Origin of the sequence: Streptomyces sp. NPDC006711, assembly GCF_042869775.1 — a bacterium.
GTDB lineage: Bacteria > Actinomycetota > Actinomycetes > Streptomycetales > Streptomycetaceae > Streptomyces.
Genome location: NZ_JBIAGO010000002.1, coordinates 328,028 through 351,750 on the forward strand (window position 1 = coordinate 328,028; position 23,723 = coordinate 351,750).

The following is a 23,723-nucleotide window of genomic DNA, read 5'->3' on the forward strand; positions in this document are numbered from 1 at the left end:
TCACCGCCGCCTGCCACAATGGCGCCTCAGGCTCAGCGAGAAGGCGGTACGGCAACGTGACGACGTCCATCGAAGGCAGGATCGCCGAAGAACTCGGCGTACGGGAGCGGCAGGTGAAGGCCGCCGTCGAACTGCTCGACGGCGGGTCCACCGTCCCGTTCATCGCTCGCTACCGCAAGGAAGCGACCGAGATGCTGGACGACGCCCAGCTGCGCACCCTCGAGGAGCGGCTGCGCTATCTGCGGGAACTTGAGGACCGGCGCGCGGCGGTCCTGGAGTCCGTACGGGAGCAGGGCAAGCTCACCGACGCCCTGGAGGCGCAGATCCGGGCCGCCGACACCAAGGCCCGCCTCGAGGACATCTATCTGCCCTTCAAGCCCAAGCGGCGCACCAAGGCGCAGATCGCGCGCGAGGCCGGTCTGCAACCGCTCGCGGACGGCCTGCTGGACGATCCGTCCAGCGACCCGCTCGTGGCGGCCGCGGCGTACGTGGACGCCGACAAGGGCGTCGCCGATCCGGCGGCCGCCCTTGAGGGCGCACGCGCGATCCTGGCCGAGCGGTTCTCCGAGGACGCCGACCTGATCGGCGAACTGCGCGAACGCATGTGGACGAAGGGACGGCTCGCGGCGAAGGTACGGGAGGGCAAGGAGGAGGCCGGCGCCAAGTTCGCCGACTACTTCGACTTCACCGAGCCGTTCACCGCGCTGCCCTCGCACCGGGTCCTGGCGATGCTGCGCGGCGAGAAGGAGGGCGTCCTCGACCTCGTCCTCGAACCCGAGGAGCCCTCGGCCGAGCCCGGCCCCTCGACGTACGAGAACATGGTGGCGCGCCGCTTCGGCGTCGCCGACCGGGGCCGGCCCGGCGACAAGTGGCTGGGCGAGACGGTGCGCTGGGCCTGGCGCACCCGCATCCTGGTCCACCTCGGCATCGACCTCAGGCTGCGCCTTCGTACCGCCGCCGAGGACGAGGCGGTCCGTGTGTTCGCCTCCAACCTGCGCGACCTGCTGCTCGCCGCCCCGGCCGGCACCCGCGCCACCCTCGGTCTCGACCCCGGCTTCCGCACGGGCGTGAAGGTGGCGGTCGTGGACGCGACCGGCAAGGTCGTGGCCACCGATGTGATCCACCCGCACGTCCCGGCGAACAAGTGGGACCAGGCGCTGAAGAAGCTGGCCGCGCTCTGCCAGGAGCACGCGGTCGAGCTGATCGCCATCGGCAACGGCACCGCCTCCCGCGAGACGGACAAGCTCGCCGGGGAACTCATCGCCGGGCACCCGGAGTTGAACCTGGCGAAGGTGATGGTGTCGGAGGCGGGCGCCTCGGTGTACTCGGCATCCGCCTTCGCCTCGCAGGAGTTCCCCGACATGGACGTGTCCCTGCGCGGCGCGGTCTCCATCGCCCGGCGCCTTCAGGACCCGCTGGCCGAGCTGGTGAAGATCGACCCCAAGTCCATCGGGGTCGGCCAGTACCAGCACGACCTGTCCGAGGTGAAGCTGTCGCGCTCGCTGGACGCGGTGGTCGAGGACTGTGTGAACGGCGTGGGAGTCGACGTCAACACCGCCTCGGCGCCGCTGCTTTCGCGGGTGTCCGGCATCAGCTCGGGTCTGGCCGAGAACATCGTGGCGCACCGCGACACCAACGGCCCCTTCCGTTCCCGCCGGGCGCTCAAGGACGTGGCACGGCTCGGCCCCAAGGCGTACGAGCAGTGCGCGGGCTTCCTGCGCATCCGCGACGGCGAGGACCCGCTCGACGCCTCCAGCGTGCACCCCGAGGCGTATCCGGTGGTGCGGCGGATGGTGAAGACGGCGGGCGGCGAGGTCGCGTCCCTCATCGGCAACACCGGGGTGCTACGCTCGCTGCGGCCCGACGACTACGTGGACGAGAAGTTCGGCCTTCCCACCGTGACGGACATCCTGCGCGAGCTGGAAAAGCCGGGCCGTGACCCGCGTCCCGCGTTCAAGACGGCCACGTTCAAGGAGGGCGTCGAGAAGATCGGCGACCTGGAGTCCGGGATGGTCCTCGAAGGCGTCGTCACCAACGTGGCGGCGTTCGGCGCGTTCATCGACATCGGCGTCCACCAGGACGGGCTCGCCCATGTCTCGGCGCTGTCGAAGACCTTCGTGAAGGACCCGCGCGATGTGGTGAAGCCGGGCGACATCGTCAAGGTCAAGGTCCTCGACGTCGATGTGCCGCGCAAACGGATCTCGCTGACGCTGCGGCTGGACGACGACGCGTCCGCGCCGGGCGGCGCGCCCCAGCGCGAGCGCGGCGGCCGGGGCCAGGGCGGCCAGGCCGGCCAGGACCTGGGCGGCCGGCCCCCGCGCCAGCGCCAGGGCGGCGGACAGGGCCACGGGCAGGGGCAGCAGCGCCGGGGTGGCTCCGGCGGCGGCGAGGCGCGCGGCGCCGGCCGGCAGGGTGGCGACCGGCAGGGTGGCGGACAGGGCCGAGGCGCCGCGCCGGCCCCCGCCAACAGCGCGATGGCGGACGCCCTGCGCAAGGCGGGCCTGATCGACCCGAAGGGCCGCGGCGGCCGCTGACCTGCCGGATGACCGGTGCGGGCGTACGGCAACCGCGTGCTCCACCTGCCGTACGCCCGCACTCACATGACGGCTTCAGCCCTTCCGGGCGCGGGGCTCAGCGCTCGGTCACCCTGCCGTCCGCGACCTCCAGACGGCGCGTGGTGTGGATGGCGTCCAGCATGCGCCGGTCATGGGTGACCAAAAGCAGCGTGCCGGTGTAGGAGTCGAGCGCGGACTCCAGCTGCTCGATGGCGGGCAGGTCCAGGTGGTTGGTCGGCTCGTCGAGAACGAGGAGGTTGACCCCCCGGCCCTGGAGCAGCGCGAGCGCGGCGCGGGTCCGCTCCCCCGGCGAGAGCGACCCGGCCGGACGCAGCACATGGTGCGCCTTGAGGCCGAACTTCGCGAGCAGCGTGCGGACTTCGGCGGGCTCCGTTTCGGGTACCGCCGCGCAGAACGCCTCCAGCAGCGCGTCGTCCCCGAGGAAAAGCCCGCGCGCCTGGTCGACCTCACCGACGACGACACCCGAGCCGAGCGTGGCGTGCCCGGCGTCCAGCGGCAGCCGCCCCAGGAGGGCGGCGAGCAGCATCGACTTGCCGGACCCGTTGGCCCCGGTGATCGCGACACGGTCGGCCCAGTCGATCTGAAGCGAGACCGGCCCGAAGGTGAACGCCTCCCGGTGCACCTCGGCGTCGCGCAGCGTGGCGACGACGGCGCCGGAACGCGGCGCGGAAGCGATCTCCATCCGCAGCTCCCACTCCTTGCGCGGCTCGTCCACCACGTCAAGGCGCTCGATCATGCGCTGGGTCTGTCGCGCCTTGGCCGCCTGCTTCTCGCTGGACTCGCTGCGGAACTTCCTCCCGAGCTTGTCGCTGTCGGTGGCCTTGCGACGGGCGTTCTTGACGCCCTTGTCCATCCACGAACGCTGCATCTGGGCGCGGCCTTCGAGGGCGGAACGCTTGTCGGCGTACTCCTCGTAGTCGTCGCGCGCGTGGCGTCGCGCGGTGGCGCGCTCTTCGAGGTACGCCTCGTAGCCGCCGCCGTACAGGTTGATCTGCTGCTGCGCGAGGTCGAGTTCGAGGACCTTGGTGACGGTACGGGCCAAGAACTCGCGGTCGTGGCTGACGACGACCGTGCCGGCCCGCAGCCCCTTGACGAAGGTCTCAAGGCGCTCAAGGCCGTCCAGGTCGAGGTCGTTGGTCGGCTCGTCGAGCAGGAAGACGTCGTAGCGGGACAGGAGCAGCGAGGCGAGCCCGGCGCGGGCGGCCTGGCCGCCGGAGAGCGCGGTCATCGGCTGATCGAGGCCGGTGGTCAGACCGAGCGACGCGGCGACCTCCTCGGCCCGCTCGTCCAGGTCAGCGCCGCCGAGCGCGAGCCAGCGCTCCAGGCTGTCAGCGTAGGCGTCGTCGGCGCCGGGCGCCCCGTCGACCAGGGCCTGCGTGGCGGCGTCCATCGTCTCCTGGGCGGCGGCGACACCGGTGCGCCGCGCGAGGAAGGCGCGGATCGTCTCGCCGGGGCGCCGGTCGGGCTCCTGCGGCAGGTGTCCGACGCTCGCGCCGGGCGGGGAGAGCCGCAGCTCGCCCTCCTCGGGGGTGTCGAGCCCGGCGAGCAGGCGCAGCAGGGAGGACTTGCCCGCCCCGTTGGGTCCGACGAGGCCGATGACGTCGCCGGGGGCGACCACCAGGTCGAGCCCGGCGAAGAGGGTGCGGTCGCCGTGGCCGGCGGCGAGGTCCTTGGCGACGAGAGTGGCAGTCATGAGATGACCGATCCTAAGCGGTCACCGAACCGGGCCGGACCCCGTCCCCGGCCCCTCCACCCACCCGGCCTGGGGCCGGCCGCCTCCGGCCCCGCCGTCCCGGCGCGCGCACATGGCCAGAACCAGCCAGGTACGCGCCGGATGAATGGGAGACTCATCGGCATGGGGCCGACGGGGAGGCGCCCCGGCGCGTGGCCGGCTCCCCGCCCGCCGCTTCGCCCGCCCGCTCACCCGGAGGTTCCCGCACCATGCACTCCCCCGCGTCGCCCAGCTGGCTCATCGCAGGACAGTCGCGCCCCGGCGCCCCCAAGCTCTACTGTTTCGCGCACGCCGGCGGTTCGGCCACGGAGTACATCCGCTGGGGCCGGAGCGTGACGGACACCGAGCTCCACGCCGTACAGCTGCCGGGCCGAGGGTCGCGCTTTCGAGAGCCGATGTTCCCCACGATGCAGGCCCTGGTGGCGGCGTTCCTCGAAGAGGTGCCGTTGAGCCCCCAGCCGTACGCCTTCTTCGGCCACAGCCTGGGCTCCCTCGTCGCCTACGAGATCACGCGCGCCCTGCGCGACGCGGGCCGGCCGCTGCCCGCGCGGCTGATCCTTTCGGGCTGCCCCGCGCCGCACCTGCCAAGGGCGCGCGTCTCGGGCCCGGTACACCAGCTGTCCGACGACGCCCTCATCGAGCGCGTCGCCTCGATGCACGGCGGCATACCGCAGGAGGTCCTGGACAGCCAGGAGCTGCGCGAACTGATCGTCGGCGCGCTGCGGGCCGACTACCGCGTCCTGGAGACCTACACCTGGCAAGAGGCGGAACCCCTCCCCGTCCCCCTCACGATCCTGGGCGGCAGCGCCGACCACACACCTGAACAGCTGAACGGCTGGCAGAGCCACACCAGCGCGCCCCTGACGGTACGTCAATTCCCGGGCGGCCACTTCTACTTGCGCACCGACCCCGACCCCGTCCTACGCGCCCTGGCCGAGGCCGTCAGGACAGTACAGGCGCCGGCTACAGCCTGAGGGGGGTGACACCGGTTCCGGCCTGAGCGGCGCCGGCTACCGCCTGAGACGCGTACGGAGCCGGGCGGCACCAGATCCGGGAGCGCTCCCGAACGTTGCGGCGGGCGGGAGCGCTCTCGGCGGGTGACTCCCTGGGAGCACTCCCGGCCGGTCGGCCGCCTGGGAGCGCTTTCGGCGCGCCGGTTGCTTGGTAGCGCTCCCGGCCTGCCGACTGGCTGGGAGCGCTCTCCGCTGGCGGCCGGCCCGGGAGCGCTCTCAGGGACGGAGACCCTTGAGAGCGCTCCCGACCTCAGCGCGACCGAGAGCGCTCCCGACCTTGGCGGAGGTCGCAGCGCGCTCTCCGCCTCACCGTCGTCAACGACCGGCACCGCCCGGCAGGCGCTGCGCCGCCATCCGGGGAACCGGGACCCCTGGCGAGGACGGCGTACCGTCCGGGACGCCGGCCGCGACGTTCGGGCGCGCGCCGGACGTGGCCCGCGTGAACGCGCCGGCCCCTCCGACGAACGGCACCCTGGCACCCGAGCGCGCCAGGTCGAGCGTGAGGGTCGGCCTGCTCGGGGGCGGGTCGATGAGGCCGTTGTCGGTGCCGGCCACGATCAGCGCGAGGCGATGCCCGGCCGGTACGACATGGTCCGTGGCCGCGAGATCGAGCGTGATGGTGTACGCCTTGCCCGGGGTCAGCGGCACACCCTTGCGGTCGGAGGCGTAATTGCCGAGGTCGGCCCAGCCACGGCTGAAGACGGTGAAGCCGACGTCCGCCTTGTCCGCCGACGTCGTCAGGTAGCACGAACTGTCACCGGCCGTGCTCGCACCCCAGCAGGTGCGGTCGGTGCCAGTGAGGATGCCTTCGCCTTCGCCCGCGTAGTTGCGGATGGTGTCCGGCCCGACGTCGACGAGGACCGCCGAGAGGTGGGCGCTGCTGGTGGTGGGCGTCACCGTGACGCTCACCCTGGACGAGCCGGACACTCTCAGATCCTTGGTCAGCGGGGCGGTGGCGAACCCGGCCTTGTCCGGCGTCGCTTTGTCGATGTTCGCGGCCCAACTGTTCTCGTCGAGAGCGGGGTTGTCGGTGAAGGTGGCGGCCGTCCCGGCAGGAGCGGGGCTTGCTGTAAGCGCTCCCACACCCGGCACGGGACCGTTCACCGGGTGCACGGTGGCGGCCGAGGTGCCGGACGGGGGCCACACCCGGTCGGTGGACCACTGGTCGGGGTGGCGCTCGATGTCCGCCATCGGCCGGCGCTCGATGCCGTTGTCGTAGCCGAGGAGATAGTGGTCGAACCACTGGTGGAGGACGGGGACCCAGGCGTCGCGCCGGTAGTCGAACGGGTCCACGTGCCCGGTCTGCGACAGCCAGATCTTCCGCTCGACCCCGTTCGCGGCGAGCGCCTCCAACCACTGGCCGAAGTTCTTGGTGCGGACGTTGAGGTCCTGCATGCCGTGCACCACGAACACGCTGGCCTTGACGTGATCAGCGCGCAGCACGTAGTCCCGGTCGTTCCACAGTTGCGTCCAGTCACCGCTGCGTGGCGAGCCGTCCACCAGCTTCTGCCGCGCCGCGGCGCAGTGTGCCCGCGCGTCCGGGCTTTCGACGGCGTCGGCGAGTTCGGCGGGACCGCCGTCGTACAACGGGGCACCCTTGGCGAAGTAGTAGTCGTACCAGGACGAGATCGAGCTGATCGGCACGATCGTCTTCAGGCCCTCGACGCCGGTGGCGGCCACGCCGTTGGCGATGGTGCCGTCCCAGCTCTTGCCGATCATGCCGGTGCGGCCGTTGGTCCACCCTGCGGTGACGCGTTCCGTGCCCGTACGCGATGTGTAGGCCCGCGCGCGGCCGTTCAGCCAGTCGATGACCGCCTTCGCCGACAGGATGTCGGAGCGGCCGCCCACGTCGACGCAGCCGTCCGAGCGATTGGTTCCGGCCAGGTCCACGCCCACGAACGCGTAGCCGCGCGGCACGAAGTAGTTGTCGTAGAACAGCGGCATCTGCACGACGTCACCCTTGGCGTCGTACGTCTTGAGCTGGCTCTCATTGCCGCGTCCGCAGCAGGAGTAGTACGGGCTGGCATCCATGATGACCGGTACCTTCCGGCCCTGCTGTGCCGGTTCGCGCGGGCGGACGATGTCGACCGCGACGCGGTCGCCCCTGCCGTCCCCGTCGGCGTCGAGCCCGGTGTCCACCCAGACCGCCTCGCGGATAGCGCTCTCATACGAGTAGATGGGCCGGCTCTCCGTGGGACGGGCCGCCGCCTGGGCGCCCACCGGCGCCGGCAGCACCGCCGCCAGAGCGGCCACGGCCGCGAAGACGAATGATCTGAGGAATCCGGGAGACCTCAGGAGTCCTGTTCTGTGGCGGGCGCCCCGCGCGCGTATCGGCATGGGCGGAAGGTACCCCCGGTCAACTGCCCTGCGACAGGGGGCGGTCGGGGAAGAAAGGCGGACGAACGGGAGCGGGCACGCCGCGCGAGTGCGCACGCACCATGTCGGCCGAATGGCGATCGTGTGACAAGAGGGGCCATGGACATGACCGGGGCGGCGGGGCTGAATAAGGTCCGAAGAGATCGTTCACCATCGTTCACCCCACGACGACACTGACGACTTGGAGCTTTTGTGTACCGCAGAATTCTCGCCCCGAGCGTGCTCGCCGCCTCCCTGCTGCTGGTGATCCCGGCATCGGCCGCGGACTTCACTCCGGGCGCCCCGGGCATCGGCGACCCCTACTACCCGGCCAGCGGCAACGGCGGCTACGACGTCTCGCACTACGACCTGAAGCTCAAGTACCAGCCCGCCACCGACCTGTTGGAGGGTACGGCCACGCTGCTGGCCACCACCCAGCAGGACCTCTCCCGCTTCAATCTGGACTTCGGGCTCGCCGTCAGCGAAGTGCGGGTGAACGGCGTCAAAGCCACGTTCGCCACCTCCGGCAGTCACGAACTGGAGATCACCCCGGCCACGCCGCTCGCCAAGGGCAAGTCGATCACTGTCGTGGTCAAGTACGCGGGCAAGCCTTCGGAGTTGAAGGTCGACGGCTGGACCGCCTGGCAGCGCACCCCGGACGGCGGCGTGGCCGCCCAGGAACCGGACTCGGCCGTGTGGTGGTTCCCCTCCAACGACCACCCGCTGGACAAGGCCACGTACGACGTGTCGGTGAAGGTGCCCAACGGTACGCAGGCGATCAGCAACGGCGTTCTCCAGAGCCAGAGTTCGAAGCTCGGCTGGACGACGTACAACTGGCGTTCCAACAAGCCGCAGGCGTCCTACTTGACCACGCTGGCAGTGGGCAAGTTCGACATCACCACCGACAAGACCGCGAGCGGGCTGCCCATCCTCAATGCCTATAGCAAGGACCTGGGCGACAACGACGGCGCCGTTCGCGCCAGCATCGAGCGCACCAAGGACGTCACGGAGTGGCTTGAGAGCGTTTTCGGCACGTACCCGTTCAACGCCGTCGGCGGCTACGCCCCCAACGTGCCGAGCCACTTCGCCCTGGAGACCCAGACCCGCCCGTTCTACAGCCCGGCGCAGTTCGCCAACGGTGCCAACGTGTCGGTGATCGTGCACGAGTTGGCGCACCAGTGGTACGGCGACAGCGTCTCCGTCAAGGGCTGGAAGGACATCTGGGACAACGAGGGCTTCGCCTCCTACGCCCAGTGGCTCTGGTCGGAGAAGGAGGGTGACGGCACCGCCCAGGAACTGGCGAACTGGGTGTACTCCCAGCACCCCGCCGACGACCCGTTCTGGAAGGTGAAGCCGGGCGACCCGGGCCCGGACAACCAGTTCGACGGCGCCGTCTACGACCGGGGCGCCCTCGCCATCCAGGCCCTGCGCAACACGGTGGGCGACGCGTCGTTCTTCAAGATCCTCAAGGGCTGGCCGACCGAGCACGCCTACGGCAACGCGGCGGTCGGTGACTTCGTCAAGTACGCCGAGAAGATCTCGGGCAAGCCGCTCGCCGAGCTCTTCGACACCTGGCTCTTCCAGCCCGCCAAGCCCTCCAACTCGGCTGCGTCCAAGGCCAAGTTGGGGACTGCGGCAGGACTCGCCAAGTCGCCTTCCGCCAGGTCGGCGCAGCCCGCCGAGCAGGGTGCGCCCGTCGAACCGAAGTCCTGGAAGAAGATCGTCGAGTCGCACACGGTACCCGCTCAGCACTGAGGCCTTACCAGGCCGCGGGGCCGGTCGGGCGCCGAACGGCCACGATTGTGCCGTTCGGCGCCCGGCCGACGGGCTCGGCGGAGTCTCCCCGCCGGGCCCGGCGGACGGCCGAGGGGCCCGGCGGCCGAACGACCAACCGCGCGGCCATCACCCAGACCGATGAATGGACATAGGAAAAGGCCGATGACTGGACACGAGAAAGGGGTGGGGCCCGGAGCGTGAGAAGCGGTGCGAGGGGCGGAGGAAAGCGCTCTCACAAGGTACGGCCGGACGCAAGGCCGCCGGGCACGCGTGGAGGTGAGAGCGCTCTCACGGGGCGCGACCGGACACAAGGCTCGCCGGGCGCGCGTGGAGATGAGAGCGCTCTCACCAGGTGTGGCCGGACATAAGGGCCGCCAGCGCGCGGAGGCGAGAGCGCTCTCGCGGACAGCGGGCACCCGATACCCTGCCGGGCAACACGGTTCTGGCCGCCGGGCTACTACCGTGCGCGACAGGGCAGTTGTGCGCCTGCTCGCTCACCCGGGGGCCGCCGACCCGCGTCCGCTCTCCACCTGCCGATGAGGAGAACTCGCCTTGACCGAGTGGTACTTCGGGATCCGTCCCACCCTCGACGCCGTCGCGGCACACGCCGGCGTGTCCCGGGCCACCGCCTCCCGGGTGGTCAACGGCGGTACAGGGGTGCGCCCCCATCTGGTGGAGAAAGTGCGCCAGGCCGTGGAGGAGTTGCGCTACATCCCCAATCCGGCGGCCCGTTCACTCGTGACCCGCCGCACCGGCGCGGTCGCCGTGATCGTCGCCGAACCGGAAACCAGGTTCTTCTCCGACCCCTTCTTCTCCCAGCAGATTCGCGGCATCGGCAAGGAACTCTCCGCCCATGACACGCAGTTGGTGCTGCTTCTCGTGGAGGACGCCGACGATTACGGGCGGGTGTCCCGGTACCTGGCAGGCGGTCACGTCGACGGAGCGCTCGCCTTCTCGCTGCACGAGGAAGACCCGCTCCCGGCCATCACCCGGGGAGCAGGTGTGCTGACGGTCTTCGGCGGCCGACCCGGCTTCCCGACCTCCGTCCCCTACGTCGACGCCGACAACCGGGGTGGCGCACGCGAGGCCGTACGCCACCTGCTCGCGATCGGGCGCAAACGCATCGCACACATCGCTGGCCCATTGGACCAGACCGCTTCGACGGACCGTCTCGCCGGATACCGTGATGTACTCCCTGAGGCGGATCCGGCACTGGTCGCCGAGGGCGCGTTCACCTCCGAGAGCGGGGCCGAGGCGATGAGCCAACTCCTGGCCCGGCGACCGGACTTGGACGCCGTCTTCGCGGGCAACGACCTGATGGCCTCGGGCGCGCTGCGAGTATTGCGGGACAGTGGCCGGCGCGTACCGGAGGATGTCGCCCTGGTCGGCTTCGACGACATGGCCTCGGTCGCGGAGGCCACCGACCCGCCTCTGACGACCGTGCGCCAGGAGATCGAGGAAATGGGCCGCCTGATGGCCCGGCTGCTGCTGCGGGGACTCGATCAGGGCGGCGCCGTCGTAGCCCCACCCGCCTCCGTGATCACCCCGACCGCCCTGGTCCGCCGGGCCTCGGCCTGAGGTCAGCTGCCGGCGGCCTGGGTCAGCCCGAGGTCGCCCCCCGGAGCCGACCCCTCGGCGGACCGGGGCCCTCGGGTCATTGAGAGCGCTTCCCGCGAGCCGCCGAACGCCGGAAGTCGGCGCGTGCCCGGCGCGCGAGCGGCAAGTAGCGCAGCCGCTCGGGCAGCAGGGGTACAACCACGCGGACCACCCGGCCCAGGCGGCGCAGCGCGAGTTCCTGCTCGTCCGTCCAGTCGAGCCCGATCGCCTCGCGTGCGTCCGGCGGCATGAACCCGATGGTCACGAACCGCCGGAAGCGCGCCAGCGGGGGCAGGAGTACCGGCCAGAGCGCTCTCAGCAGAAACCGCAGAGGCAGCGGACCACGGTCGGGAGCCGGTACGGGGCGGTCGGTGGCGACAAGGTCCTCGACCACGACGTTGGACCGGATCTCGTCCGCGAGGACCTTGCGGTAGTAGGGCCAGAACTCCTCGATGCTCTGCGGCATGTCCCGGTCGCGGATCCCGAGGATCCGGCCTACTTGCAGCCACTCCGCGTACAGCTTGCGATGCTGGGCCTCGGTGAAGGGCCGGCCGATGTACTGCTGGGCGTGCGCGTACACGGGGTAACCGGTGGCGTGCACCCAGGCGTAGTAGGCCGGGGTCAGCGCGTGGTAGCGCCGCCCGGTGGCATCCGTGCCCTGGATCTTCTTGTGCAGTTCCCGCAGCCGGCGTCCCTCCCGCGCGGCCTGGTCGCCTCCGTATACCCAGAGTTGGAGCGAACGCAGAGAGCGCTCTCCGCGACCCCAGGGATCGGTGCGGAACACCGAGTGCTCGTCCACACCCGCTCCGACGGCGGGGTGCGCGACCTGCATGGTAAGCGCGGCGGGCAGGGTGAGCAGCATCCTCACGTCCCCGGCAAGGCTCCAGAGGACGCCTCCGGGCGACGGGGGCGCGGGCGCGCACTCGCGGCGGCTCATGACTGGGCTCCCTGGGACTGACCGGACTGTGGTGCACTGCCGTGTTTGTAGGGATTCCAGTATGCAAGCGCCCCGATCACGACGGCACCCAGGGGGCGGCGGAGCCGGCCGCGCAAGGGGCGGGCTCCGCAGCCCCGCTCTCCAGCGACCACGAACCAACGTGTCGGCGCTCAAGGCGGTCACCGTGAGGCACATTCAAGTCACGCGACGCATTCGCCGAGCATGGAGGCTGCCGGGCGGCGCGGTCAGAGCGTGCGGGCGCGGTCTCGGGGTGCGGGCGCGATCAGGGCGAGTGGGGCGGTCGAGCACGACTCGGGTCAGCGGTCTGCCGGGGCCGGGAGTGGTTCGCCGAGGATGCGGCCGGCCAGCTCGGCGGCGAGGACATGGACGTACGGACGAAGCTCGGCCTCGGCGGACGCGCGGGCGGCGGCGATGTCCGCGGCGCCGGACGCCAGGATGTGATCGCGCTCTCGCGCGCCCTCGGCACGGGCGGCGGCGATCGCCGCGGTGCCCTCCTCCTTGGCCTGCTGCCTGATGCGCGCGGCCTCGTGTCGCGCCCCCGCGAGTTCGGCCTCGTACCGGGCGCGCACCTCAGCCGCCTCCGCGAGGGTAGCCTCCGCCTCCTGTGTACGGCCCGAGGTCAGCGCTTCCCGCTCCTCCAACGTCCGCCTGATGCGCGGAAGCAGCACACCCGCCAGCACCCAGAAGCAGAACACGAACGACACCAGGCCGATCGCGAGGTCCTGCACCGTGGGGTTGAGGGGACCCACGTTTATCGGGATGAGATTCACTACTGACACCCCTATCTCACGCGCCCCGGCGCGGTGTCGCCCGGGCTGTCGCACCCCTGATCGTATGACAGAGACAAGTGTGCGGACGCAGGGAGGTTACCTCTAGGTAACCGGAGCTGATTTGATGAGGCACGCCGTTCAACATCCGTTGTCCATTGAGGAGTTCGTGTGTCGCCTTCTTCGTTCCGCCGGGCCTCCGGGGCCGCCTTCGCCGTCGCGCTCAGCGCCGCCACGTTCGCGGCCGCCACCCCCGCGACGGCCGCCGCGGCCGAACCGCCCCACTTGAAGGTGCTGACGTACAACACGTTCCTGATGAGCCAGAGCCTGTACCCCAACTGGGGCCAGGACCACCGGGCTCAGGCCATTCCCGCGGCCCCCTTCTTCCAGGGCAACGACGTCGTGGTGCTTCAGGAGGCGTTCGACAACACCGCCTCGGACGCGTTGAAGCGGAACGCCTCGGCCCAGTACCCGTACCAGACACCGGTGGTGGGGCGGAGCAAGGACGGGTGGGACGCGACCGGTGGCTCCTACTCCGCCACCAGCCCCGAGGACGGAGGTGTCACCCTCCTCAGCAAGTGGCCCATCGTGCGCAAGGAGCAGTTCATCCACAAGGACGCCTGCGGCTCGGACTGGTGGTCCAACAAGGGTTTCACTTATGTGGTGTTGGACGTGAACGGCACCAAGGTGCACATGGTGGCCACCCACACCCAGTCGACGGACTCCGGGTGCGGCGCGGGCGAGGCGGTCAAGGACCGCGCCCTCCAGTTCAAGGCGATCAAGTCCTTCCTCGACGCGAAGAACATTCCGGCAAGCGAGGAGGTCATGGTCGCGGGCGACTTCAACGTGGACTCGCACGGGTCCGAGTACGCCTCGATGCTCGCGAACGGCGGCCTGGTCGGCGCCGACTCGCGCACCGGACACGCGTACTCCTTCGACACCACCGAGAACTCCATAGCGCGCTTCCGCTACCCGACGGACCCGAGTGAGGACCTGGACTACGTCCTGCACGTCGCGGGCCACGCCCGCCCCTCCAACTGGAACAACAACGTGGTGCAGGAGACCACGGCGCCTTGGAAGGTGAGCAGTTGGGGCACCGACTACACGTACACCAACCTCAGCGACCACTACCCCCTCCAGGCCGGCCGGACCGCATAACGCCGCAGCCCCCCGGCTGACGGCTGACAGCTGACGGCTGACAGCTGACGCCTGACGGCTGACGGCTGACGGCTGACGGCTGACGGCTGACGGCCGGATCAGAACGCACCGGGAGAGCGCGTTCAAGCAGAGCGTGATCAGACCCTGGTGAGGTCCACGGCAAGCCGGCCGGCGCCCACTTCGCCGCGCGGGCCGGCCCCACCCGGCCCCACCCGGCCGGACCTCGGGGCCCCAGGACCCTCGGGGCCCAGGACCCAAGACCCCGGAGCCCCTGGGCCCCGGCTCCCGACCCCCGACCCCCGACCCCCGACCCCCGACCATATTGAGCAGTGCTGGTGAGACAGCAATACTGTTGCACCGGATCGGCCACGCACACCGGCGGCCGGAAACACCGGGGAGGCACTGCCATGGCGACGGAGACCGAGGAGCCGACACTCACGGTTGACGAGTTGGCCGCGCGCGCCGGTGTCACCGTCCGCACCATCCGGTTCTACGGCACCCGGGGCCTGCTCCCGCCGCCCGTGATCGGACCGCGCCGGGTGGGGCACTACGGCCCCGCGCACCTGTCCCGGCTCGCGCTGATCGAGGAGTTGCAGCACCACGGGATGACGCTGGCCGCGATCGAACGCTACCTCCAGCAGCTGCCGGCCGACCTGAGCGCGCACGACCTGGCCATCCACCGGGCCGTGGTCGCCTCCTGGGCACCCGACTCGGCGGACGACGTGAGCCGAGCCGAGCTCGAACGCCGGGCCGGGCGGCCACTGTCCTCCACCGACCTCGACCGGCTCGCCGCGATGAACGTCCTTGAACCCATCGCGGACTCCGCCGACACCTTCCGCGTCGATCCGGGTCTGCTCGCGCTCGGCGTCCAGCTCCTGCACGTTCCCATCGCGCACGAGACGATCCTGGCGGCCCGTACGGTCCTGATGGAGCACACCCGCTCGGCCGCGCACGAGCTGACCCGGCTCTTCCGTGACGAGGTGTGGAACCCCTACCGGGAGCGGGAGTCCGACCCCGATCACGTCGAGGCGATGAAATCGCTCTCGGCGCACATGCAGCCCATGGTGTTGCAGGCTCTGGTCACCGCCTTCCAGCGCTCCCTGAAGGAAGAGCTGAGGGCGGCCTTCGGTTCGGCAGAGGCTGCCCGCGAGACCTGAGGCGTCCGCGAGAGTCCTGACGAGCCGCCAGAAAAACGGGCACGCGGGAAGCCGCACGGGCGCGGGGAGCCGCACCATCAGGCCCCGCGCGGGGAGCCGCACCACCAGCCCCCGCGCCCGCCGGCCTGACTCCAGCCCCGGACCCGAAACCGCAAGCCCCGCACCACCGAGCCCCCCGCGCCCACGCCCACGTGTCCACGCCCCCGCGCCCACACCCCCACCCCGCGCAGCGCTACGCGTCCCGGAACGTCTCCCCCTGCTCCGCCTTCCGCACCAGCAGCGCAGGCGGCTGGAAGCGCTCTCCGTAGCGCTCGGCGAGTTCACGGGCGCGGGCCACGAAGCCGGGCAGTCCGCCCTCGTACCCGTTGATGTACTGGAGGACGCCGCCGGTCCAGGCGGGGAAGCCGATGCCCATGATCGAGCCGATGTTGGCGTCGGCGACGGAGGTCAGAACGCCCTCCTCGAAGAGGCGGACCGTGTCCAGGGACTCCGAGAACAGCATCCGCTCCTTCATGTCCTCGAACGGGATCGCGTGCCCCGCCTTGGTGAAGTGCTCGCGCAGGCCGGGCCAGAGCCTGCCCCGCTTGCCGTCCTCGCCGTACTCGTAGAACCCCGCCCCGCCGCTGCGACCGGTGCGGCCGAACTCGTCGACCATGCGGTCGATGACCGCGTCCGAGGGATGACCGGGCCAGACCCCGCCGGCCTCCTCGACCGCCCGCTTGGTCTCGTTGCGGATCTTGCGCGGCAGGGTCAGGGTCAGCTCGTCCATCAAGGAGAGCACCTTGGCCGGATAGCCGGCCTGGCCCGCGGCCTGCTCGATGGAGGCGGGCTCGACGCCCTCCCCGACCATGGCGACGCCCTCGTTGATGAACTGGCCGATCACCCGCGAGGTGAAGAAGCCGCGCGAATCGTTCACGACGATCGGGGTCTTCTTGATCTGACGTACGAGGTCGAAGGCGCGGGCCAGCGCCTCCTCGCCCGTGCGCTCGCCCTTGATGATCTCCACGAGCGGCATCTTGTCGACGGGCGAGAAGAAGTGCAGGCCGATGAAGTCGCTCTGCCGCGTGACGCCCTCGGCGAGCCCGGTGATCGGCAGCGTCGAGGTGTTGGAGCAGAGCAGCGCGTCAGGCTCGACGATGTCCTGGATCTCCTGGAACACCTTGTGCTTGAGAGCGGTGTCCTCGAAGACGGCCTCGATGACCGCGTCGCAGCCCGCGAGCGCCCGCGGGTCGGCGGTCGGCGTGATCAGGGCGAGCAGCGCGTCCCGCTGGGCCTCGGTCGTACGCCCCCGTGAGAGCGCTTTCACCAACAGCTTCTCGGAGTACGCCTTGCCCTTCTCGGCCGCTTCGAGCGACACGTCCTTGAGGACGACCTCGATGCCGGCCCGGGCACACGCGTACGCGATGCCCGCGCCCATCATCCCGGCGCCGAGGACCGCGACCCTGCGCACGGGGCGCGGTTCGATGCCCTGGGGACGGCTGACCCCGGAGTTGACGGCCTGGAGGTCGAAGAAGAAGGCCTGGATCATGTTCTTCGAGGTCTGCCCCGTCACCAGCTCGGTGAAGTACCGCGCCTCGATGGTGAGAGCGCTCTCGAAGTCGACCTGCGAGCCCTCGACGGCGGCCGCGAGGATGTTGCGCGGCGCCGGGTAGGGCGCCCCCTGGAGCTGCTTCTTCAAGTTGGCCGGGAACGCGGGGAGGTTGGCGGCGAAGCGCGGGTTGGACGGCGTGCCGCCCGGGATCTTATACCCCTTGACGTCCCACGGCTGGTGGGATTCCGGGTGGGCGTCGATGAACGCGCGTGCCTTGGCCATCATCTCGTCGGGCGTGGCGGCGATCTCATGCACGAGAGCGTTCTCAAGGGCGCGTCGCGGGGAGTACTGCGTGCCCTGGAGCAGCACCTTCAGGAGCGCGTCCGCGATGCCCATCAGGCGTACGGTGCGGGTCACGCCGCCGCCCGCCGGCAGCAGCCCGAGGGTGACCTCCGGCAGGCCGATCTTGGAGCCGGGCGCATCCAGCGCGATGCGGTGGTGGCAGGCGAGAGCGATCTCGTAACCGCCGCCCAGGGCCGCGCCGTTGATGGCGGCGACGACCGGCTTGCCGAGGGTTTCGATGCGGCGCAGCGAGTTCTTGATGGCGGTGCCGGTGTCGAAGGCCTGCTGGGCGAGTTCGGGGCCGACCTGGATCATGTCCTTGAGGTCGCCGCCCGCGAAGAAGGTCTTCTTCGCGGAGGTGTAGATGATGCCCCGGATGGAGTCCTTCTCGGCTTCCGCGCGCTCGGCGACGGCCGCGATGGAGTCCTTGAAGGCCTGGTTCATCGTGTTGGCGGACTGGTTGGGGTCGTCCAGGACGAGGGTGACGATGCCACTCTCGTCCTGTTCCCAGCGGATGGTCGTGCTCTTGGTCATTGCTGCGATCTCCGTATGAGCCGGGTGAGCCGGATGGGCCGGGCGAGCCATATGGGCCAGGTGAGCCATATGGGCCTGGTGAGCCGTATGAGGCGGCGCCGGGAGGGGGCGGTCAGACCCGCTCGACGATGGTGGCGACGCCCATGCCGCCCCCCACGCACAGGGTGGCGAGGCCGTAGCGCAGATCGCGCCGCTCCAGCTCGTCCACGAGGGTGCCCAGGATCATGGCGCCGGTCGCGCCGAGCGGGTGGCCCATCGCGATGGCGCCGCCGTTGACGTTGACCTTGTCGAGGCTGAGGCCCATCTCCTTGACGAAGCGCAGCACGACCGCCGCGAAGGCCTCGTTGATCTCCACGAGGTCGATATCGTCGATGCTCAGGCCCGCCTTGGCGAGCGCCTTGCGGGTCGCGGGCGCCGGCCCTGTCAGCATGATCGTGGGCTCGGAGCCGGAGACGGCGGCGGCGACGACGCGGGCGCGCGGCGTCATTCCGTACCGCTCTCCGACCTCGCGGGAGCCGACGGCGACGAGGGCCGAACCATCCACGATTCCCGAGGAGTTGCCCGCGTGGTGGACGTGGTTGATCTCCTCGACCCAGTGGTACTTCTGAAGGGCCACGGCGTCGAAGCCGCCCATGTCGCCGATGCCGGCGAAGGAGGGTTTGAGTGCGGCGAGCGAGTCCGCCGTGGTGCCGGGGCGGGTGTGTTCGTCGCGGTCGAGGACGACGAGGCCGTTGCGGTCCTTGACCGGCACGACGGAGCGGGCGAAGCGGCCCTCCTTCCACGCCTCGGCGGCCCGTTCCTGCGACAGGGCGGCGTACTCGTCGACGTCGCGGCGCGTGAAGCCCTCGATGGTGGCGATGAGGTCGGCGCCGATGCCCTGGGGCACGAAGTTGGTGGCGTAGTTGGTCATCGGGTCCGCGAACCACGCGCCACCGTCGGACGCCATCGGGACGCGCGACATGGATTCGACGCCGCCCGCCAGCACCAGGTCCTCCCAGCCCGAACGGACCTTCATGGCCGCCAGGTTGACGGCTTCCAGGCCCGAGGCACAGAAGCGGTTCTCCTGGACACCGGCCACCGTGTCGGGCAGTCCGGCGGCGATCGCGGCGATGCGGGCGATGTCGGACCCCTGGTCGCCGACCGGGCCTACGACGCCGAGCACGATGTCGTCGATGGCCGCCGGGTCGAGGCCGGGGAAACGGTGCTGGATCTCGTGGATCAGACCCACCACGAGGTCGATCGGCTTGGTGCCGTGCAGGGCGCCGGTCGCCTTGCCGCGTCCGCGCGGGGTGCGGATCGCGTCGTATACGTACGCTTCGGTGCTCAACGTCGGGCCTTTCGGATGAGGGTGGTTCGGGATGCGCGGTCAGCCGAGCAGGGAGCGGCCGATGATTTCCTTCATGATCTCGGTCGTGCCGCCGTAGATCGTCTGGATGCGGCCGTCGGTGAACGCCTTGGCGACCCGGTACTCGGTCATGTAGCCGTAGCCGCCGTGCAGTTGGAGACAGCGGTCGGCGACGCGCTTTTGCAGTTCGGTGGCCCACCACTTGGCCATGGAGGCGTGGACGGCGTCGAGTTCGCCGTTGGAATGGTCCACGATGCACCGGTCCAGGAAGGTGCGGGTGACGGCGCACTCGGTGGCCATCTCGGCGATCTCGAACCGGATGTGCTGGAGTTTGGCGAGCGGCCGGCCGAAGGCTTCGCGTTCCTTGACGTAACTCGTGGTGATCTCCAGGAGGTGTTCGGCGGCGGCGATGCCGGCGACCGCGATGCCCATCCGCTCCTGGGCCAGGTTGGTCATCAGGTGGATGAAGGCGCCGTCCAGTTCGCCGAGGAGATTGTCCTTCGGTACGCGTACGTCGTGGAAGAACAACTCGGCGGTGTCCTGCGACTTCTGGCCGATCTTGTCGAGGTTGCGGCCGCGTTCGAAACCCTCGGCGCCGCGCTCCACGACCAGGAGGGACAGGCCCTTGGCGCCGCCCTCCGGGGTGGTTTTCGCGACCACGATCACGACGTCGGCGAGGATGCCGTTGGAGATGAACGTCTTGGAGCCATTCAGCAGCCAGTGGTCGCCCTTGTCCTCGGCGGTGGTGCGGATGCCCTGGAGGTCGGAGCCGGCGCCGGGCTCGGTCATGGCGATGGCGGTGATGAGCGAGCCGTCGCAGAACCCGGGGAGCCAGCGCCGTTTCTGCTCCTCGGTGGCGAGCCCGGTCAGATACGGGCCGACGATGTCGTTGTGCAGGCCGAGCGCGAGCCCGGCCGCCCCGGCGCGCGTGAACTCCTCGGCGAGAACGGCGCTGTAGCGGAAGTCGCTCTGCCCGCCGCCCCCGTACTCCTCGGGCACCGCGAGGCCGAGCAGCCCCTGCTTGCCGGCGGCGAGCCACGCCTGGCGCGAGACGATGCCGTCCTTCTCCCACTGTTCGTAGTACGGCAGGACCTCCTTGGCGAGGAAGGTGCGGACGGTCTCGCGGAACGCCTCGTGCTCGGCACTGAAGATCTGCCGTTTCAACTCAAGCCTCCTGTACGGGAGTTGGTGTCGCCGGATCCGCCGTGAGCGAGGGCACGTCCCAGTCGCGGGCGACGTCGGTGGTGTGGGCGCCCGGCAGGGCGGGGGGCCGCCGGATGGATGCGGGGGTGGCGGAGAAGCGGGGCGCGGGCGCGGGCTGGGTGACGCCGTCGTACGCGGTGAAGGTGGCGCGGGCGGCCAGATGCGGGTGGCGCGGGGCCTCGGTGAGGGAGAGCACGGGCGCCACACAGGCGTCCGACCCCTCGAAGAGGGCCGTCCACTCCTCGCGGGTGCGGGTACGGAACCGGTCGGCGACGGCGGTACGCAGCTGGGGCCACGCGGCCGGGTCGTTGCGGGCGGAGGCCACGTCCTGGATGGCGAGGAGGCGGACGAATTCGTCGTAGAACCGCTGCTCAAGGGCGCCGACCGCCATGTACTGGCCGTCCGAGGTCTCGTAGGTGCCGTAGAAGGGGCAGCCGCCGTCCAGGAGGTTGACGCCGCGCCGGTCCTGCCAGCCGCCGGCCGCGACCATGGCGTGGATCATCGTGGCGAGGTGGGCGCTGCCGTCGACGATCGCCGCGTCCACGACCTGGCCCGCTCCTTGCGCCCGGGCGTGCTGGAGGGCCGCCAGGACGCCGATGACCAGGTAGAGCGAGCCGCCGGCGTAGTCACCGACGAGGTTGGCCGGGACGACCGGGCCGCCCGTCGCGTCGCCGATCATGCCGAGGGTGCCGGTGACGGCGATGTACGCGATGTCGTGTCCGGCCCGGGCGGCGAGCGGCCCGTCCTGGCCCCAGCCGGTCATCCGTCCGTAGACGAGGGCGCGATTGCGGCCCAGGCACACCTCGGGGCCGACCCCCAGGCGTTCGGCGACGCCGGGCCGGTAGCCCTCGATGAGGATGTCGGCGCGCTCGACCAGGTCGAGTACGAGGCCGGGGCCCTCGGGCACCTTGAGGTCGATGAGCACGGAGCGTTTGTTGCGGTTGGTGAGGTCATGGGCCGGGTCGACGCCGAGGCCAGGACCCCCTGGGCGGTCCACCCGCACCACGTCGGCGCCGAGGTCGGCGAGGAGCATGGCGGCGAACGGGCCGGGCCCGATGCCCGCCAGTTCGACCACGCGCACCCCGGCGAGCGGGCCGGTTCCTGTCGCTGCCATCAAGCCCCCAGCACTGTGACACAACTGATGTAACATCAATGATGCTAAGAACACGTTCCACTGTGCACAAGCCCTCATGAGCAACGCGCACAAGCCGTTCATGAGCAACCACTCAGCGCGCCGCGACACCGCAGGGGCGGGGGTTGCCCCGGTACGCCCGGCTTGACGACTGGCCCACCCCGGCGCACGCCCGGCGCACCGCGTGCTCCACCCCCCGTCGCCCGTCGGCCGGCTCCGCCCGGGCCCGGATGCCGCGACCGGTCGCCGCACGCTAGCCTCACAACCCGGCATCGGCCGACGGCGTCACCCAGCAGCAGAAGTGCGGAGGCACAGGTGGAACCCTCGAAGCGGAATTACGACATCGTGTTGTTCGGCGCGACGGGTTTCGTCGGGGCGCTGACCGCCCAGTACCTCGCCCTGCACGCGCCCGACGACTGCCGGTGGGCCGTCGCCGGCCGCAACCGCACCAAGTTGGAGCGGCTGCGCGAGCGCCTGACGGAACTCAACCCGGCCTGCGCCACGCTGCCCCTGATCACCGCCGACTCCACCGACCCCGCCTCACTGCGCTCGCTCGCCGAGTCCAGCCGGGTCGTCGCCACCACCGTCGGCCCCTACGTCTGGTACGGCGAGGGCCTGGTGGAGGCGTGCGCCGAGGCCGGTACCGACTATCTCGACCTGACCGGGGAGCCGGAGTTCGTCGACACGATGTACGTCCGTCACGACGCGCTGGCCCGTGAGCGGGGCGCCCGTCTGGTGCACGCGTGCGGCTTCGACTCGGTGCCGCACGACCTCGGCGCCCTGTTCACGGTGCGCCAACTCCCGACCGGCGTACCGCTGCGGGTGGACGGTTTCGTGCGGACCAACGCGATGTTCTCCGGAGGCACGTTCGCCTCCACGCTGACCGCGCTGAGCCGTGGCACGCAGACCGCGCGGGCCGCGCGGGAGCGCCGCCTGCACGAGCCGCGTCTGGTGGGGCGGCAGGCGCGCGCCCAGCTCGGCGCGCCGCACTTCAGCAAGGAGGCCGGCGCCTGGGCGTTGCCGATGCCCACCATCGACCCGCAGATCATCGCCCGTTCGGCGGCGGCCGATGAGCGGTACGGGCCCGACTTCCGCTACCGGCACTTCGCCGCCGTCAAGCACCTGCCGTTCGCCATCGGCGGGGTGGCGGCGGTGGGCGCCGTCGCCGCCGCCAGCCAACTCCCGCCCGTCCGGGACTGGTTGATGAACCGTTACGAAGGGGGGCAGGGGCCGGACGAGGCGCGCCGGGCGCGCAGCTGGTTCACGGTCCGCTTCGTCGGCGAGGGCGGCGGCCGCCGTGTCTTCACGGAGGTCTGCGGCGGCGACCCGGGCTATGACGAGACCGCGAAGATCCTCGCCGAGGCGGCGCTCTGCCTCGCGTTCGACGAACTGCCAGAGCGGGCGGGCCAGTTGACGCCCGCGACCGCGATGGGGACCGCCCTCATCGAGCGCCTGCGGGCCGCCGGGATGCGCTTCCGGGTCGCGCACACACGCTGAGGCGGCCGGAAGACCGCGTGCGGTCGGAGGCCTCGTACGGTCGGAGCCCGGCAAAGCCCCGCAACACGCGCCGCACCCGCCGGTCACGAGCCACCCAACTACTGCTGCGCCAGCGCCTGTTGAGCTTCCTTGAGAGCCCGGCGGCACAGCGAGTCGGCGCGCCGGGTGGACTCGGGGAGGCGGTAGCGGCGGGCCAGTTCGAGGGTGTGGGCGCACGCGCCGTCCAGGCTGATCCGGTGACCGACCGACACGAAGACGGGTTTGGTGGCGTCCTGGGTACGCAGGGCGCGGCCTACCTCGGCGCCGTCGTCGGCCAGCAGCGGTGAGCTCTCGCCGCGGCGCGGCCCCGGTGGCTCGTAGGTGAACGTGAACGGGTTCTTGGCCACCCCGATGACGGGCAGCCCGGTGAGGACGCCCAGGTGGCTCGCGAGGCCGAAGCGGCGCGGATGTGCGAGCCCGTACCCGTCGCACACGACCGTCCCCGGGCCCGAGCGGAGCCGATCGAGCGCGGCGAGCACGGTGGGGATCTCCCGGAAGGCGAGCAGGCCGGGAACGTAGGGGAAGGCCACGCGGCCCACCGCGGTCGCCTCCTCGACGACCTCGTGGGTCACGGCGTCCAGCACCACGGCGGCCGCGACGACCAGGTCGCGCTCGTCGTCGTAGGCCACGTCGACGCCGGTGACGAGCCCGCTGCCCGGCGGAGGCCCCGGCTCGTCCCGTACGACGCGGCCGCGCAACTCGTCCTGCACGGCGAGCGCGGCCGCCTCATCGCCCGGCCAGCCCTGCGGAATCCCCGTGATGATCTCCATGGCGCCCACCATAGGCGCTGCGCCGGGACGCCCTTTTTCGGCCGTCCGCCCATTCGCACGCCGTGGGCGGCGAGCGAAGGGCGCGTGACGGACGCGGACGCGCAGGTATGACGGACACGGGCGCGCAGGTGCGGCTGACGCAGGCGCGGAAGCAGGCGAACCCGGGCGCGCAGATGCGGCTGACGCGGAGGCGGAGGAGGACGAACCCGGGCGCCGCGCAGGTGCGGCCAACGGAGCGCCCG

16 protein-coding genes are annotated in these 23,723 nt (G+C 71.0%); 7 read left to right on the forward strand and 9 right to left on the reverse strand.

Annotation, left to right across the window (positions count from 1 at the left end; translation table 11 throughout):
* Window positions 1-56: 56 nt before the first annotated feature.
* The gene (locus ACFYM2_RS05575) at window positions 57-2,534 is read left to right on the forward strand and encodes a Tex family protein (protein ID WP_388833570.1); all 2,478 of its coding nucleotides are present in this window, start codon (window positions 57-59) and stop codon (window positions 2,532-2,534) included.
* Between the two features lie 97 nt (window positions 2,535-2,631).
* Here the strand turns inward: ACFYM2_RS05575 and ACFYM2_RS05580 are convergent, their stop codons facing one another.
* Entirely contained in the window at window positions 2,632-4,269 is a 1,638-nt protein-coding gene (locus ACFYM2_RS05580; protein WP_388833573.1) for an ABC-F family ATP-binding cassette domain-containing protein, read from the reverse strand.
* A gap of 248 nt (window positions 4,270-4,517) precedes the next feature.
* On the opposite strand from ACFYM2_RS05580, the gene ACFYM2_RS05585 reads away from it, so the two are divergent.
* Window positions 4,518-5,282, forward strand: a complete 765-nt coding sequence (locus tag ACFYM2_RS05585; RefSeq protein WP_388833576.1) for a thioesterase II family protein — start codon at window positions 4,518-4,520, stop codon at window positions 5,280-5,282.
* Window positions 5,283-5,636: 354 nt separating this feature from the next.
* Here the strand turns inward: ACFYM2_RS05585 and ACFYM2_RS05590 are convergent, their stop codons facing one another.
* Window positions 5,637-7,658, reverse strand: a complete 2,022-nt coding sequence (locus ACFYM2_RS05590) for a Xaa-Pro dipeptidyl-peptidase (RefSeq protein ID WP_388833579.1) — start codon at window positions 7,656-7,658, stop codon at window positions 5,637-5,639.
* Between the two features lie 231 nt (window positions 7,659-7,889).
* On the opposite strand from ACFYM2_RS05590, the gene ACFYM2_RS05595 reads away from it, so the two are divergent.
* Both ACFYM2_RS05595 and ACFYM2_RS05600 read left to right on the forward strand, forming a co-directional pair.
* A complete protein-coding gene (locus ACFYM2_RS05595; protein WP_388455990.1) occupies window positions 7,890-9,431 on the forward strand; it encodes a M1 family metallopeptidase in 1,542 nt (513 codons plus the stop codon).
* Window positions 9,432-10,004: 573 nt separating this feature from the next.
* The gene (locus tag ACFYM2_RS05600) at window positions 10,005-11,030 is read left to right on the forward strand and encodes a LacI family DNA-binding transcriptional regulator (RefSeq protein WP_388455988.1); all 1,026 of its coding nucleotides are present in this window, start codon (window positions 10,005-10,007) and stop codon (window positions 11,028-11,030) included.
* Between the two features lie 76 nt (window positions 11,031-11,106).
* Here ACFYM2_RS05600 and ACFYM2_RS05605 read toward each other — a convergent pair whose 3' ends face one another.
* Window positions 11,107-11,985, reverse strand: coding sequence for an oxygenase MpaB family protein (locus ACFYM2_RS05605; RefSeq protein ID WP_388833582.1), 879 nt, complete (start codon window positions 11,983-11,985; stop codon window positions 11,107-11,109).
* A 317-nt stretch (window positions 11,986-12,302) separates the two neighbouring features.
* The gene (locus ACFYM2_RS05610; protein ID WP_388833585.1) at window positions 12,303-12,755 is read right to left on the reverse strand and encodes a hypothetical protein; all 453 of its coding nucleotides are present in this window, start codon (window positions 12,753-12,755) and stop codon (window positions 12,303-12,305) included.
* A gap of 189 nt (window positions 12,756-12,944) precedes the next feature.
* Between ACFYM2_RS05610 and sph the strand changes: the two genes are divergently transcribed.
* Both sph and ACFYM2_RS05620 read left to right on the forward strand, forming a co-directional pair.
* The gene (gene sph, locus ACFYM2_RS05615) at window positions 12,945-13,931 is read left to right on the forward strand and encodes a sphingomyelin phosphodiesterase (RefSeq protein WP_388833588.1); all 987 of its coding nucleotides are present in this window, start codon (window positions 12,945-12,947) and stop codon (window positions 13,929-13,931) included.
* Between the two features lie 407 nt (window positions 13,932-14,338).
* Complete coding sequence (locus tag ACFYM2_RS05620) at window positions 14,339-15,088, forward strand: MerR family transcriptional regulator (RefSeq protein ID WP_388833591.1); 750 nt, start codon at window positions 14,339-14,341, stop codon at window positions 15,086-15,088.
* A 232-nt stretch (window positions 15,089-15,320) separates the two neighbouring features.
* Here ACFYM2_RS05620 and ACFYM2_RS05625 read toward each other — a convergent pair whose 3' ends face one another.
* The 4 genes from ACFYM2_RS05625 to ACFYM2_RS05640 form a co-directional block, all read right to left on the reverse strand.
* Window positions 15,321-17,495 carry a 3-hydroxyacyl-CoA dehydrogenase NAD-binding domain-containing protein gene (locus ACFYM2_RS05625; protein ID WP_388833594.1) on the reverse strand — a complete coding sequence of 725 codons (2,175 nt, stop codon included), beginning with the start codon at window positions 17,493-17,495 and terminating at the stop codon, window positions 15,321-15,323.
* 112 nt (window positions 17,496-17,607) lie between these two features.
* Window positions 17,608-18,822, reverse strand: coding sequence for an acetyl-CoA C-acetyltransferase (locus tag ACFYM2_RS05630; protein ID WP_358993418.1), 1,215 nt, complete (start codon window positions 18,820-18,822; stop codon window positions 17,608-17,610).
* A 39-nt stretch (window positions 18,823-18,861) separates the two neighbouring features.
* Window positions 18,862-20,004 (reverse strand): acyl-CoA dehydrogenase family protein, encoded by a 1,143-nt coding sequence (locus ACFYM2_RS05635; RefSeq protein ID WP_388455976.1) that lies wholly within the window; start codon window positions 20,002-20,004, stop codon window positions 18,862-18,864.
* Between the two features lies 1 nt (window position 20,005).
* Window positions 20,006-21,157 (reverse strand): CaiB/BaiF CoA transferase family protein, encoded by a 1,152-nt coding sequence (locus ACFYM2_RS05640; protein WP_388833598.1) that lies wholly within the window; start codon window positions 21,155-21,157, stop codon window positions 20,006-20,008.
* A 333-nt stretch (window positions 21,158-21,490) separates the two neighbouring features.
* On the opposite strand from ACFYM2_RS05640, the gene ACFYM2_RS05645 reads away from it, so the two are divergent.
* Entirely contained in the window at window positions 21,491-22,672 is a 1,182-nt protein-coding gene (locus ACFYM2_RS05645; protein WP_388455972.1) for a saccharopine dehydrogenase family protein, read from the forward strand.
* Between the two features lie 98 nt (window positions 22,673-22,770).
* On the opposite strand, the gene ACFYM2_RS05650 is transcribed toward ACFYM2_RS05645, so the two are convergent.
* Window positions 22,771-23,481 (reverse strand): endonuclease V, encoded by a 711-nt coding sequence (locus ACFYM2_RS05650; RefSeq protein WP_388455970.1) that lies wholly within the window; start codon window positions 23,479-23,481, stop codon window positions 22,771-22,773.
* Window positions 23,482-23,723: the final 242 nt, after the last annotated feature.

What these genes read in the sequence shown, in the direction of transcription:
- ACFYM2_RS05620 (WP_388833591.1), top strand. Translation starts at nt 14,339, where the DNA reads ATGGCGACGGAGACCGAGGAGCCGACACTCACGGTTGACGAGTTGGCC.
- ACFYM2_RS05580 (WP_388833573.1), bottom strand. Translation starts at nt 4,269, where the DNA reads ATGACTGCCACTCTCGTCGCCAAGGACCTCGCCGCCGGCCACGGCGAC.
- ACFYM2_RS05640 (WP_388833598.1), bottom strand. Translation starts at nt 21,157, where the DNA reads ATGGCAGCGACAGGAACCGGCCCGCTCGCCGGGGTGCGCGTGGTCGAA.
- ACFYM2_RS05605 (WP_388833582.1), bottom strand. Translation starts at nt 11,985, where the DNA reads ATGAGCCGCCGCGAGTGCGCGCCCGCGCCCCCGTCGCCCGGAGGCGTC.
- ACFYM2_RS05585 (WP_388833576.1), top strand. Translation starts at nt 4,518, where the DNA reads ATGCACTCCCCCGCGTCGCCCAGCTGGCTCATCGCAGGACAGTCGCGC.
- ACFYM2_RS05625 (WP_388833594.1), bottom strand. Translation starts at nt 17,495, where the DNA reads ATGACCAAGAGCACGACCATCCGCTGGGAACAGGACGAGAGTGGCATC.
- ACFYM2_RS05590 (WP_388833579.1), bottom strand. Translation starts at nt 7,658, where the DNA reads ATGCCGATACGCGCGCGGGGCGCCCGCCACAGAACAGGACTCCTGAGG.
- ACFYM2_RS05650 (WP_388455970.1), bottom strand. Translation starts at nt 23,481, where the DNA reads ATGGAGATCATCACGGGGATTCCGCAGGGCTGGCCGGGCGATGAGGCG.